The organism is Photobacterium angustum, assembly GCF_002954615.1.
In the GTDB taxonomy this organism is placed as follows: domain Bacteria; phylum Pseudomonadota; class Gammaproteobacteria; order Enterobacterales; family Vibrionaceae; genus Photobacterium; species Photobacterium angustum_A.
On record NZ_MSCJ01000001.1, the window covers coordinates 1692656 to 1706767 of the forward strand.

A 14112-nucleotide genomic window follows, 5' to 3' on the forward strand; every position below is an offset into this window, starting at 1 on the left:
ATGCAGTGCGGAAAATGCGCTAGTTTCGATGTAGGAAGAATTAAACGAAAACTATGGCATAAGTTTTACATTAGAAGAATTCATCTCTGTAACCAATGTGGTTGGATGCATAAACAAAAAAAATAATAAATAGATTATATTGATGAATCAAAACAATAAAAAACCGCCTTTCGGCGGTTTTTTTATTTTGTATTGAATTAGATGTCTTTCACATCAAACTCAACAACCGGATTCACATCTGCATCATAATCAACAGCGTCAATACCAAAGCCAAATAGCTTTAAAAACTCATCTTTATATTGCTGATAGTCAGCGACATCAAATAAGTTTTCATTAGTTACATTTGGCCATAAATCACGACAATGTTGCTGAATATCTTCGCGAAGTTCCCAATCATCTAGACGTAAACGGTTTTCGCCATCAACTTCTGGTGCTGTACCATCTGCTTTAAATAAGCGTTGATTGAACATACGTAAAATCTGCTGCATACAACCTTCGTGTACGCCTTCTTCACGCATCTTCTTAAATACCATCGCAATGTAAAGTGGCATAACAGGAATTGCAGCACTAGCTTGCGTTACAACACTCTTAAGCACAGCAACATTCGCTGAGCCACCATGTTGTGCTAATTTTTCATTTAGCTCTGTTGCAGCACGATCAAGATCCATTTTCGCTTGACCTAATGCACCGTGCCAGTAAATTGGCCAAGTAATTTCAGTACCAATGTAGCTATAAGCAACCGTCTTGCAACCGTCAGCTAAAACGCCAGCATCAGATAGAGCATCAATCCAAAGTTCCCAGTCTTGACCGCCCATAACCGTTACAGTATCAGCAACTTCTTGCTCTGTAGCTGGCTCAATGCTTGCTTCGATTAATACATCTTTATTGGTATCTACTGCTGTTGCTGTGTACGTCTCACCCATTGGTTTTAAGCATGAGCGGATAACTTCACCTGTTTCAGGTAATTTACGTACAGGTGATGCAAGTGAGTAAATCACCATATCAACTTGACCAAGATCTTCTTTGATCAATTCGATTGTCTTTTGTTTTGCTTCGTTAGAGAAAGCATCACCATTCAAGCTTTTTGAATAAAGACCTTCTTCTTTCGCAAACTTGTCAAATGCTGCTGAGTTATACCAACCTGCAGTGCCTGGTTTCTTCTCTGTACCTGGTTTTTCAAAGAACACACCAATAGTTGCAGCACCACCGCCGAATGCCGCAGCAATACGAGACGATAAGCCATAACCACTTGATGAACCAACAACTAACACACGCTTAGGTGCGTTCGCGATTGGACCTTGTGCTTTAGTATAAGCAATTTGCTCTTTTACGTTCTCTTCACAACCCACAGGGTGCGTTGTTGTACAAATAAATCCACGAGTTTTAGGTTTGATGATCATCTTCAACTTCCCTTACATAGTTGTCGATAGGATAAAAGGTTAGCGTCAAATGCGCATTAAATTTATGACAGAAAATGATAAAAACCGTAGTGGTTGGAGGTGTTACAGATATTTCTGGTCAAAAAAAGTGCCACGCTTAGCGTGGCACATGGGAGATTCCAGGTTTATATATCACTAACTAAGCTACCTAAGCCGCTTTTCCTGGTAGTATGCGAGCTTTTTTAAAATGGTCTGCACAAAAATGATCAACTTGAACCGCTTTTTGTCTTAGCTGTTCAGCATTTTCTATTTTTTTCTTATCTGCTTCTGTGATTACTCCCACATCTAATGCAACTTGTAACTTATTTGTTAACGAAGCTTTGCGTGGGATCTCACCTCTACGTGTTGCTTTCATCAGTTTTCGCTCTAAAGGTTTGATCTCGTGCATAGCTAAAAAGGCACGTTCCATAATCGCAACAGGATCATCCTCTTTATCACCAACATAACAAAGATGAGTTAATCGCTCACGATGTACACCTGGAGTCATTAATGCTTCTGCGATGTCGATAGCTATTACATCTGATGGTGCGTGATAATGGATGCCTAACGGGAAGTTAATCGTACGAAGTAGACGCCCAACACCTTTACGAGGGAAATTATTAAATACATCATTAAAAGCAACACCACATTGATGTAAACAATGCTCTACACCGTATTTCACCATTGATAAATCTTGCTGTTGACGCCCTTCATCTTCATAGCGTTTCAATACTGCCGATGCTAAATAAAGATGACTTAAAACATCACCTAAACGTGCAGAGACTAATTCTCGGCGTTTTAACTCACCGCCAAGGCTTAACATCGCAAAATCCGCACTCACCGCCAATGCCTTAGCCATTCTTGCTAACTGGCGATAATAAGGTGCTGTTTCACCACTAACGGGTGAACGGTTAAAACGAGAGCCTGAAAAGGCATTCAGTAAAGACTTACTAACATTACCAATAGCAAAACCAATATGTTTTGATAGCAACTTATCAAACTCTTTTGCACCTTGCTGTTCATCTGGGTTAGCAGCCGCTTCCATTTCACTAAGCACATAAGGGTGGCAACGTGTTGCACCTTGACCAAAGATCATCAAGTTTCGAGTTAGAATATTCGCGCCTTCAACAGTGATAGCAACTGGCATACCAAAGTAGTGATGGCCTAAATAGTTCATTGGACCGAGCTGAATAGCACGACCAGCATGCACATCCATTGAATCATTAAGGATTGTTCGTGCCATTTCAGTCATATGGTATTTAGCAATGGCTGTAACAATCCCAGGGGTTTGTCCCATATCTAGTGAAGTCGTGGTTAACGTTCGGGCAGCTTCCAACATATAAGTGAAGCCACCTATTCGCCCTAAAGATTGTGCAACGCCTTCAAAATTACCGATTGAAGTACCAAATTGCTTACGAACAACGGAATATGCGCCTGTCGTTTTCGCTGTTAAATGACCAATGGCAGTGCCTAATGCAGGAAGGGAAATACCACGTCCTGCTGATAAACACTCCACTAGCATTCGCCAACCTTTACCAGCATATTCTTGACCACCTATTAACCAATCCATTGGAATGAACACATCATTACCGCGTGTAGGTCCATTCATAAATGCCATATTCAATGGGTCATGGCGTTCACCAATTTCAACACCAGGATGATCGGCGGGAATTAATGCACAGGTAATACCTAATTCTTTTTTATCACCAAGCAGGCCATCAGGATCTTTCATTTTGAAAGCTAGACCTAATACTGTTGCAACGGGTGCTAAGGTAATATAGCGTTTGTTCCATGTTAGGCGTAAACCTAATACTTGCTCACCTTCATGTTCGCCATAACAAACAATACCTTCATCAGGAATACTACCGGCATCTGAACCAGCTTCTGGCCCAGTTAATGCAAAACATGGAATATCTTTACCGTTAGCTAAACGTGGTAGCCAATAATTCTTCTGCTCTTCTGTCCCGTAATGAGTCAATAATTCACCAGGCCCTAGGGAATTAGGTACCATGACACATACCGCAGCACTTAAACTACGCGTCGCAATTTTGGCAACTATGGTTGAATTCGCATGCGCTGAAAAATCAAGGCCACCGTATTCTTTACCAATAATTAACGAGAAAAACTTTTCATCACGTAAGTACTGCCACACCTCTGGCGATAAATCTTTATCTTCTTGTACAATCTGATAATCGTTTAACATAGCCAATAACGTTTCTAGCTTAGTGTCGATAAACACTTGCTCTTCATCAGAAAGTTTGGGCTTAGGATAGGTTAACAACGTATTCCAGTTAGGTTGTCCACTAAATAACTCGCCATCCCACCATACACTTCCCGCTTCCATTGCCTCGCGTTCTGTTTCAGATAACGGTGGCAACACTTTTTTAAACATCTTAAAGGCGGGGTCGCTGAGATAACGTTTTCGCATTACAGATAAAGTGCTCATAGTTCAGATCCTTTTGCTTCGATTATTTTTATAATGACTAAGTAGGTATACATTCGTTATTTAGTTTTAGACTTGCTTAACCAGAGAAATATTCGGTTCTATTGGCGCACCAACCCCTGCTGCGAGATAGGGGACAAGGCGATCAATTAAATCTTCAGTTTTCACATGACTCGAAAAATCGTTTTCTGCTATTTCACACAAAGCGGCGCTTGATGCCATCGTGAATACCGATGCACCTAACGTGAAATGTAAGCGCCAGAAAAGAGTTTCCGGATCTAAGGATGGATTAGCACGGCATACTGCTGTGACAAAAAGAGAGAGAACTTTGTCGTAACGGGTAACAATAAACCACCGTAAATGTCCCTGTACGTCAGTATAACCTCGCCCTAGTAATGACATAAAAACCGTCGCGCCATTAGTTCGACAATCATTAAGGCTCACTAACGGTGACTTGGTACAGTGGAAAACATCTTCCATCGTAAAATCATCGCGGGTTAAGAGTCTTTCTAATTCGCTTTGCAGCGCTGGCATAAAAATATCAAGGTAGCGGCTGAGTACTGCACGTACTAATGTTTTCTTGTCTCCGTAATGGTAATTTACAGAGGCAAGATTGACTCCAGCTTTACTCGTTATGGTCCGCAGCGACGTTTCGTTAAAACCATGCTCGGCAAATAACAGCTCAGCGGCATCTAGAATGCGACTTTTAGTTTCACCTTTTCCAGCCATTTTCATTCACCCGTATTAAACACATGTTTAAATACTACAACTCGTTAACACTTTTAACAAGTTTGCTATCTCATTTTGAGAGGTGAAATTTCAATAGATCTTAAAGACAGATAAAATAAAAATTAGACATTAAATATCAACAACTTAAAAAACCCAAGCATAACCAAGGTTAATAATTAATAAAATATAATAGAAAAAAGATATATTTTCGGAACTTAACCCCATCGACTGGGTCTGATTACATGCCACTACTTTTTGTTGAAGATTTTCCTTCATAGCCTGCTCCTGTTATTGGAGTAGGTTTTATTTCTTTGCTTACTTTTACGAAGTGCCCCCTCTTGTTCTTCCCCTCCTATTAATATATACACACATATCATTTATACCACCGCTAAATGATTCACTTTTATATACAATTTCACGATACTACTAATAATAGTAATTACTTTGGCAATTTATATAAATAACCATTACTCAAGACAATTAATCAATTAAATTAAAACATAACATGATATCTAATTATCTTTATTTTTAGTTCTGTTAATTATAATTAAGAATGGTTATAAAATTAGTTTAACGATTAAAATTAACCAATACAATATTTGTAATACATAATACAAATAGAGATTCATGCACTTTTATTTAAAAAACAAATAAAACAATAAATACCATTAAAATCAGTGTCTTATTTTATTTTATATTTAGTTACATTTTAACTTGCCATCATTGTTTTTATCGCTAGAATTCCCCCACAGTATTAACGGTTAATATTTAATAAAGATATATATTACTACGATCTATTTATTCGGTTTTTCACCGTATAAATATCATTAGAGAGAAATTCATGTTTGATAGAGCAAAGCAAATTCTTATTGCTGGTTTTTGTATTAATTTATGTATTGGTATTCTATTTACTTGGAGCGTATTTAAAAAAGCGCTAGTTGTTGATTTAGGATGGACAAACTCAGAAGCATCTCTGCCTTATACTGTTGCTATTATTACCTTCTCTATAACTCTTCTTTTAGCTGGTATTTTACAAGATAAATTTGGCCCTAAACGTGTATTAATAGCAGGTACAATTTGCTCTGGTTTGGGTTTAATCGCATCAGGTTACATCACAAACCCTACTCAACTTATTTTTACCTTTGGTATTCTTGCTGGTGGTGGCATTGGTTTTGGTTATGCTTGTTTAAGCCCTGCTGCAATGAAATGGTTTCATCCTTCGAAGCGCGGGCTTGTAAATGGCCTTATCGCTGCGGGCTTTGGGCTTGCTGGTGTTTATCTTGCTCCATTAATTACATCGTTAATAGGGAGTTACGGTATTAGCTATAGCTTCATTATTTTAGGTATTGCGCTTTTATGTATTGCTACACCATTAGCATTTACCATTACTAATCCACCAACGCATTACGTACCTGTCGCTTCATCTAAACAAACAAATAAGAAAGTAGCGGTGCCACAAAAAGAAATGCGCTGGACTGCTATGCTCAAAACGACTCAGTTTTATAGCATTTGGGTTATGTACCTTTGTGCATCATCAACAGGCTTAATGATCATTGGTAATATTACCTCTATCGCTTCGGCACAAGCAGGTATGACGGATGCTGCTCACCTTGTTGTTATTCTAGCTTTATTTAATACATCAGGCCGTGTGTTTGCTGGCATGCTATGCGACAAAATTGGTGGTCTTAAAACATTATCATTGTCATTTATGTTATCTATTGCCAACATGATGTTGTTCCCTCATTACACAAGCCATATTAGTCTTATCATCGGTATGGCAACAGCGGGCTTATGTTATGGAACCTTACCTGCAGTATTTCCATCACTAACTGCAGGTTTCTATGGTTTGAAAAACTACGGTACAAACTATGGTGTCGTATACACAGCATGGGGTGTCAGTGGTTTCATTGGCCCTGTTATCGCCGCAGTTGCTGTTGATACCACAGGTAATTACAACCTCGCTTATTTCTACTCGGCAATTATCATGGGAATCGCATTTGTGTTTTCGGTGCTAACAAAGAATCCAACAGGCAAAGCTGTGAAAACTGTTGAAAAAGAAGACAATGAAATTCTAAATACAAAAGTTACGGCCTAAATATAAACAAAGCAGTTTAGATATTACTTAAAAATCAATGCATTAAGTAATCACGATACTTTAATACTAAAAATATTCGAAAACTTAGGAACCTTTTTTAAAATCCTAAGTCTTAAATAGTGTATTCAGATTGATAAAGATTTAGCAAAACAAACATGTTTCAACAATTTTTATCATTGTAAATGCCACTACTGCTTTAACTCCTAATTGTAATTTTTAGTTTGCCCACTATTTTTTAGTGGGCTTTTTTTTGTAAAAAACGGTCTTTGGTGGTCACCATAAAAAAAGATGACTTTTTTTTCACTTTTATTGAACTAACTTTAATTTCGTTACTCTTACTAATATGATTCATAATAAAACCTACTATGCCTTTGGTTTTGAATCAGTGTTTTACAGTTTTTTATTTATGTTAGATGTCCACTACTGCTGAACTTTTTGTAAAATTTACGGAACTTTTTATCCCATTAAAATATTTTTAATGGGATTTTTTTTATCTATTCAGATGACTTAAGTAGTCGAAACGGTGTTGTTGCGTGTTTTTTTGCCTGAAAACTATTTTTTGAAAAAGTTTTGAACCAAACCTAAAATTCAGAGTCTGAATATATAGAATCCATAATATTGGTGAGAATTGTTTAACTGGCCGTCGAACTTCTTCCAATACTCCTTATTGCCACTGCAATTATCCTTTAATTGCATATTTTTACGCTGAACTGTTGTTCAGCGTTTTTTTTATCTATTTAGACAGCATCAAATCTCTATGTTTAAGAACATAACCTAGATCAGTTAATGTCTTCGCAGCATCAATCACTTTTGCAGTACTACTTTCATCATCAGGTAAAAATTCAGGCAATGGCAATGATAATTGCTTCGCCATCTGAGTATAATACTCTCTACGTGTAGGGTGAAAGTCAGATGCTAAATGTAAGACAGACATAGTATCTTTGATACCAATCAACCTTACTATCGCCGCAACACAGTCTTCTAAGTGAATAAGATTAACGGGATTACTGCCTCCTTTTAAACCGTTTCTACCCGCTAAAAATTTGACAGGATGACGGTCTTCACCAATCAACCCCGATAACCGCACTATCGTTAATTGATCACCCCATTGAGCACGCAAACTATTTTCAATCTTCACATGCGTCAAAGCAGAATCAGTTAATGGCATCACATCTTCATCTTCAGTCACACGTCCTTTTCGTCCATCATAAACTGACGTTGTACTAATGAATATAATGCGCTGACATCCTGATTGATAAGCCGCATTAGAAAGGGATAACACATTCTGATAATGCTGTTCTTTATCAATACTATTGCGACCGGCAGCAATATTAATCACCATCACATCACTTGATAACATCGTAGCTAAAGATGCTAGTTGTTCATCTTCTGTTAATGGTAACTGCATTGGCACACCATGTATGCCACATGCACTTAAAGCATTCGCATCTCTCGCATTTCTTTTTGTACCGTAAACGTTATGGCCCTCTTTATATAATGCCTTTGCTAAGGGCAAACCAAGCCAACCACAACCGCATATAGCAACATTCATTTTTCACCCTCAAATTACATCAAATCCATATAAGAAAAATAACACCAATGACCTGAGGCTTTAAGCGACAACTTAAAAATGATGACAAATTACATCAGTCTATTTTTCACGCTGTAAAATAATCCCTTAGATATGAAAGGAATATACAAAAACTCACCATATCTGCTGCTTTTTTGTAATTATTCATCAATCAGAGTTTCAAAACTGAAAGCCAAAAGGCGATCCCTGTCAAAAACTAATAAAATTAGCCTTTAAAAAGCGCTGATCAGCTAGGAGATAGTCAAAATTAAGTAGTATAGTTTCATTAAACAAGCATCTTGATGACAAGTTTGCTACAAATGAAATTCAATAACGAAGTGCATTATTAGCTATGAACACCATAGAAAAAATACAAAATAACTTAGAACACTTCAGTAAATCAGAGCGCAAAGTCGCCGAAGTTATTATTGCCTCTCCACAAACAGCTATCCACTCAAGTATCGCAACACTTGCCAAAATGGCGGATGTTAGTGAGCCGACCGTTAACCGCTTTTGCCGTCGCTTAGATACTAAAGGGTTCCCTGACTTTAAATTGCATTTAGCGCAAAGCCTTGCGAACGGTACGCCTTATGTAAATCGTAATGTTGAAGAAACGGATGGGCCAGATGCCTATACTGCTAAAATTTTCGAATCAACAATGGCGTGTTTAGATGTCGCAAAAAATAGTCTCGACACAATGCAGATAAACCGCGCTGTCGATCTGTTAACACAAGCAAAAAAAATCTCATTCTTTGGTTTGGGCGCTTCTGCATCTGTCGCTCACGATGCGCAAAATAAGTTTTTCCGTTTCAACATTCCTATTGTCTGTTTTGATGATATTGTGATGCAACGCATGAGCGTGATTAACTGCTCTGATGGTGATGTCGTTGTTGTTATTTCTCACACTGGTCGCACTAAGAGTTTGGTTGAGATTGCACAAATGGCACGCGCTAATGGCGCAACTGTTATTGGTATTACGGCAAAAGACTCACCGCTAGAACGTGAATGCTCCTTGTCTATTTGCCTAGACGTACCAGAAGACACTGATATTTATATGCCAATGGCGAGCCGTGTTGTACAAATGACCGTTATTGATGTGCTAGCGACAGGTTTTACACTTCGTCGTGGTGCAGGGTTTAGAGATAACTTGAAGCGCGTAAAAGAGTCGCTGAAAGACTCCCGCTTTTCTAAAGACAGTTCAACGCTGTAACACTTTAAAAGCGAAGCCTTAGCTTCGCTTTTTTATTCGCAACTTTTTCATTACATATTTTTTGTTACAACAAAAAAGAATAAAAAAGTGACAGTTTATTGTCTTTTGATATACATCATTAAGCACAATTAGCGAGATATGGTATCAAAACTATCTCATGTTTTATTGCCGACTTGGTGATCACCACTCTCAAGCCAAGTGCTCAATAAAGCTCGTTTCTATAAATTGGAGTTTCACATGACTGAACGCCTAAGACGTACAAAAATTGTAACCACTTTAGGTCCTGCAACTGATCGCGATAATAATCTTGAAAAAATCATTGCGGCGGGTGCCAATGTTGTACGTATGAATTTCTCTCACGGCAGCCCTGAAGATCATATTCAACGCACTAAGCAAGTACGTGAAATTGCAGCTAAACTTGGTAAAAACGTAGCAATTCTAGGTGACTTACAAGGTCCTAAAATTCGCGTATCTACGTTTAAAGAAGATAAAATCCAGCTCGCTATTGGTGATAAATTCACCCTTGATAGTGATCTACCTAAAGGCGAAGGCGATCAGTTTGCAGTCGGCCTCGACTACAAAGAGTTACCTAAAGATGTGGCAACGGGTGACATCCTGTTATTAGATGATGGCCGCGTACAATTAAAAGTAACGTCTGTTGAAGGTAATAAAGTACACACAGAAGTAACAGTAGCAGGCCCATTATCAAATAATAAAGGCATCAACAAAAAAGGCGGCGGTCTTTCAGCTGAAGCACTAACAGATAAAGATAAAGCCGACATTTTAACAGCTGCGGCAATGGGCGTTGATTACCTTGCCGTATCATTCCCACGTAATGGCGAAGACATGAAATATGCGCGCCGATTAGCAACTGAAGCAGGTCTAAATGCAAAATTAGTCGCTAAAGTTGAACGTGCAGAAGCAGTAGCAACAACCGAAGCTATGGACGATATCATCCTTGCATCTGACGTTGTTATGGTTGCTCGTGGTGATCTTGGTGTTGAAATCGGTGATCCTGAGCTAGTTGGTGTTCAAAAGAAACTGATTCGTCGTGCTCGTAGCTTAAACCGTACGGTTATTACAGCGACACAAATGATGGAATCAATGATCACTAGCCCAATGCCAACACGTGCAGAGGTTATGGATGTTGCTAACGCTGTACTCGATGGTACAGATGCGGTAATGCTTTCAGCGGAAACGGCTGCGGGACAATTTCCTGAAGAAACCGTAAAAGCAATGGCAAGTGTTTGTTTAGGCGCAGAAAAAGAGCCTAGTATTAACGTATCTAACCACCGTTTAGATCGATTCTTCTCATCTCCTGAAGAAACGATTGCGATGTCAACCATGTATGCTGCAAACCACATGGAAGGCGTAAAAGCGATGGTTGCAATGACTGAATCAGGTCGTACACCGTTGATGATGTCTCGCATTTCATCAGGTCTGCCTATTTTCGCGCTATCGCGAAACGAAAATACTCTAAACCAAGCTTCATTATTCCGTGGTGTAACACCTGTGTTTTTCAATCGCGATAGTGATGCTGGGTTAGAAGCGGCAAAACATGCGTTAGACGTACTTCGTGATGCTGGATTTGTTAACGTAGGTGATCTTGTGATCATCACTCAAGGTGATGTGATGGATACTGTTGGTTCAACTAACAATATGCGTATTCTAACTGTCGAGTAATTTATTTATCTCGTACAAGAATGCACTAAAAGGCAACGTTCGCGTTGCCTTTTCTATTGCTTATTTTTAAGACGCTGACCACGTAACTGGCGCAGTCCACTGCTCATTAATCAATGAGGTTAAAACATGATCTTGCCATTTCCCATCAATTAGAAGATACGCTTTCGCTAGTCCTTCTTCTTCAAAACCGACGGAGTGTAGTACGCTGGCACTTCTTTTGTTATGTGGCATGTAGGCGGCCATAATGCGATGAAAACCTTTGACTTCGAACATCCAGTTCACAGTCTCTTTTAATGCTCGACGCATAATAGCGCGCCCTTGATAGTCTTGATCAAGGGAGTAGCCAACATGACACGCATGAAAAGGAAATTTCACTAAATTACTGTAGTTAATCACGCCAATAATTTCGTCAGTACTTCGGTCTTCAATCACAAAATAAAATGCCATTTCATGACGATGTAAGGTAGCGATTTGTTCAACTCTTTTTTGCCAACCGAGCTCTGAAAAAAACAATTCATTACGCATCGGCTCCCAAGCTTTCAGAAAATCTCGATTTTTTTGATAATACGTTGTTATCTTTGCCACATCCTGACTAGAAATAAGCCTAATTTTTATATCATCAAGCGCAATTGTGGATGAACGGTTTATAATTGAATGGAACAAACTATTACCTCGACACAAGGATGTTAATAAGAGGTGCTGAGCATTGTCGTAAGATTAGCATAACTAATAAACATATTGTTATATGTTATCAAACTGTTATCTGTTAATCTTAGCTTAGCAATGTTATTAATTACTAACGCATTTAGTGAGTTATGGATGTATTACGATTGTATAGAAACTGAACTAGGCAGCATTATGTTGCTAGCCGACCATCAAGGCTTAAGAAGGTTAACTGTCAATAGTCCTGGCTATTACCCCGACGAGTCATGGCAGCATAACCCCTCTTTTATGAGACCATTTATAAGGCAACTAAAAGAATACCTCTTAGGCTCACGTAAACGCTTCACCTTCCCTCTCGCTCCTCAAGGAACGATGTTTCAACAGCAAATATGGCATGCTATTGCTGATATTCCTTTCGGTGAAACATCCAGTTACGAACAAATCGCACTCGATATTGGCAATTCAGCTGCAAGCCAAGCTATAGGCATGGCAAAGAATGTAAACCCTATACCTATCATTATCCCTTGTCACCGTGTACTTAATAGCAATCAAAATCTTTGCGGCTATCGTTATGGCGCAGAAATGGTAGAGCTATTACTTGCATTAGAGTCAGGTAACGCCATTCTCATTAAAGAACCACAACATGAAATAGCATAACGCCAAATGCTAAGTTGATATTCGAACTCATAAAAAAGAGATAATATTTATTATCTCTTTTTCTTTATATATCTAAAGTAATTAGGTGCGCTTACTTAAACCATATTCTCGTAATTTATTAGCAACAGCAGTATGTGATACGCCTAACCGTTTCGCTAATTTGCGGGTAGATGGATAACTGCGATAAAGATTCGATAAAATACCGGATTCATAACGTTTCATGATCTCATCAAGAGAACCATCTAATATTTCATCACTGATAATACTACTTGATTCATTTTCAGGTAACTGTACATCATCTGATGTCATGACCGTATTCTCAAGTTGTGTCATCGCACGGAATAGCACATTACGTAATTGGCGAATATTACCAGGCCATGCATATTGCTTTAAGTATTCTGCCAACTCCTCAGATAGCTGAGGTTTAGGCTGATGTAATTCTTGTGATAACTGAGTTAAAAATAATTCAGCTAACGGTACTATATCTGCCGATCTTTCCCGTAATGGTGGAACAACCAAAGCAAGAACATTTAAGCGATAATATAAGTCTTCGCGGAAATCACCTGATGCAACTAAATCTGGTAGCTTTTTCTGTGTAGAGCAGATTACGCGAAGATTAACCTTTTTCTCAGCTTCTTCACCCACGCGTCGGAATGTGCCATCTTGTAAAAAACGTAGTAATTTAATTTGTAGATGTTTTGACATCTCACCAATTTCATACAAGAAAACAGTACCACCATCCGCTTGCTCAAAAATACCTTTTTTACTTGGCTCTGTTGTACTTCCAGCAAAACCAAATAGCTCTGTTTCAGCAGCGTTATCAGGCATAGATACGCAGTTTACAACTAAAAATGGTTTCTCTCGTCGTATAGAACGTTGGTGACATGCGCGGGCTAACATTTCTTTACCTGTTCCTGTCTCACCTTGGATCAATAACGGTGCATCTAATAAAGCCAACTTTTTCGCTTGAGCTAATAAATGCTTGAAACGCGATGATTGCCCAACTAAATGCTCAAAACCACTGTCTCCATCTAACTGGCGAGTTACAATCGGCATGGTTGCTTCAGACAGTGATTTTAGAAGAATAAGCGCACTGGCAAAAACAGGTATATCGGTTTCATCGTTAATATAAACAGGCATGACTTCCATTTGGTAATCTAAACCTGCAATCACCACCATCTCAGTATGTTTTTCAGCCTGTTTTGTTTCTAACCAACGCTGAACATTAAATCCAAAGAGCGTATGAACATTTTCGTGATGAAGTGAGCCCTGATGATGAGCTAATAACCTTTCAGCTGCTTGATTGGCAAAATCAATTTTTCCGTTTAAATCGATGGAAAAAAAGGGATCAGGCAAGGTTTGAAGTAATGCAGAAAGCTCTGTATGTTCACGTTCACTCGGCATGAAATTTATTTTTCTTACATCTGTTACGCCATCTAACTGCCTTATTTGCGACATTAGATGACTAAACTGTTCAAATTCAATTTCAGGACAATTGAGATAAATGATACCAATGCGATCAATTTCAATCCCTCGAAGATCAATCTCCTGACTAGTCAGAATATCGAGTAGCTCGCGAGTCATTCCAACCCGATCTTCACAAAATACCTGTAGTCTCATTCTTTACGCCTTCTCAATATAAAC

The 14112-nt window shown here is 38.6% G+C and carries 10 protein-coding genes; 4 read left to right on the forward strand and 6 right to left on the reverse strand.

Annotation, left to right across the window (positions count from 1 at the left end; all coding sequences use genetic code 11):
- Positions 1 to 197: 197 nt before the first annotated feature.
- From fabV to BTO08_RS07385, 3 genes are all read right to left on the reverse strand, one after another.
- Positions 198 to 1400, reverse strand: coding sequence for an enoyl-ACP reductase FabV (gene fabV / locus BTO08_RS07375; protein WP_105060496.1), 1203 nt, complete (start codon positions 1398 to 1400; stop codon positions 198 to 200).
- 187 nt (positions 1401 to 1587) lie between these two features.
- Positions 1588 to 3864, reverse strand: coding sequence for an acyl-CoA dehydrogenase (locus BTO08_RS07380; protein ID WP_105060497.1), 2277 nt, complete (start codon positions 3862 to 3864; stop codon positions 1588 to 1590).
- A gap of 66 nt (positions 3865 to 3930) precedes the next feature.
- Entirely contained in the window at positions 3931 to 4590 is a 660-nt protein-coding gene (locus BTO08_RS07385) for a TetR/AcrR family transcriptional regulator (protein WP_105060498.1), read from the reverse strand.
- Between the two features lie 841 nt (positions 4591 to 5431).
- Here BTO08_RS07385 and BTO08_RS07390 point away from each other — a divergent pair.
- A complete protein-coding gene (locus BTO08_RS07390) occupies positions 5432 to 6685 on the forward strand; it encodes an L-lactate MFS transporter (RefSeq protein WP_105060499.1) in 1254 nt (417 codons plus the stop codon).
- A 733-nt stretch (positions 6686 to 7418) separates the two neighbouring features.
- Here BTO08_RS07390 and BTO08_RS07395 read toward each other — a convergent pair.
- On the reverse strand, positions 7419 to 8237 hold the full coding sequence (locus tag BTO08_RS07395) for an SDR family oxidoreductase (protein WP_105060500.1): 819 nt from the start codon (positions 8235 to 8237) through the stop codon (positions 7419 to 7421).
- 370 nt (positions 8238 to 8607) lie between these two features.
- Between BTO08_RS07395 and BTO08_RS07400 the strand changes: the two genes are divergently transcribed.
- Both BTO08_RS07400 and pyk read left to right on the forward strand, forming a co-directional pair.
- A complete protein-coding gene (locus BTO08_RS07400) occupies positions 8608 to 9465 on the forward strand; it encodes a MurR/RpiR family transcriptional regulator (protein ID WP_005367039.1) in 858 nt (285 codons plus the stop codon).
- 237 nt (positions 9466 to 9702) lie between these two features.
- Positions 9703 to 11148, forward strand: a complete 1446-nt coding sequence (pyk, locus tag BTO08_RS07405; protein WP_105060501.1) for a pyruvate kinase — start codon at positions 9703 to 9705, stop codon at positions 11146 to 11148.
- 66 nt (positions 11149 to 11214) lie between these two features.
- Here pyk and rimJ read toward each other — a convergent pair whose 3' ends face one another.
- A complete protein-coding gene (gene rimJ / locus BTO08_RS07410; protein WP_105060502.1) occupies positions 11215 to 11811 on the reverse strand; it encodes a ribosomal protein S5-alanine N-acetyltransferase in 597 nt (198 codons plus the stop codon).
- Between the two features lie 75 nt (positions 11812 to 11886).
- On the opposite strand from rimJ, the gene BTO08_RS07415 reads away from it, so the two are divergent.
- A complete protein-coding gene (locus tag BTO08_RS07415) occupies positions 11887 to 12468 on the forward strand; it encodes a methylated-DNA--[protein]-cysteine S-methyltransferase (protein WP_005367032.1) in 582 nt (193 codons plus the stop codon).
- Between the two features lie 81 nt (positions 12469 to 12549).
- Here the strand turns inward: BTO08_RS07415 and tyrR are convergent, their stop codons facing one another.
- A complete protein-coding gene (gene tyrR / locus BTO08_RS07420) occupies positions 12550 to 14088 on the reverse strand; it encodes a transcriptional regulator TyrR (protein ID WP_105060503.1) in 1539 nt (512 codons plus the stop codon).
- Positions 14089 to 14112: the final 24 nt, after the last annotated feature.

Excerpts from the sequence above, each read along its gene's own strand:
- fabV (WP_105060496.1), bottom strand. The coding sequence starts at position 1,400 with ATGATCATCAAACCTAAAACTCGTGGATTTATTTGTACAACAACGCAC.
- BTO08_RS07380 (WP_105060497.1), bottom strand. The coding sequence starts at position 3,864 with ATGAGCACTTTATCTGTAATGCGAAAACGTTATCTCAGCGACCCCGCC.
- BTO08_RS07385 (WP_105060498.1), bottom strand. The coding sequence starts at position 4,590 with ATGGCTGGAAAAGGTGAAACTAAAAGTCGCATTCTAGATGCCGCTGAG.
- BTO08_RS07390 (WP_105060499.1), top strand. The coding sequence starts at position 5,432 with ATGTTTGATAGAGCAAAGCAAATTCTTATTGCTGGTTTTTGTATTAAT.
- BTO08_RS07395 (WP_105060500.1), bottom strand. The coding sequence starts at position 8,237 with ATGAATGTTGCTATATGCGGTTGTGGTTGGCTTGGTTTGCCCTTAGCA.
- BTO08_RS07400 (WP_005367039.1), top strand. The coding sequence starts at position 8,608 with ATGAACACCATAGAAAAAATACAAAATAACTTAGAACACTTCAGTAAA.
- pyk (WP_105060501.1), top strand. The coding sequence starts at position 9,703 with ATGACTGAACGCCTAAGACGTACAAAAATTGTAACCACTTTAGGTCCT.
- tyrR (WP_105060503.1), bottom strand. The coding sequence starts at position 14,088 with ATGAGACTACAGGTATTTTGTGAAGATCGGGTTGGAATGACTCGCGAG.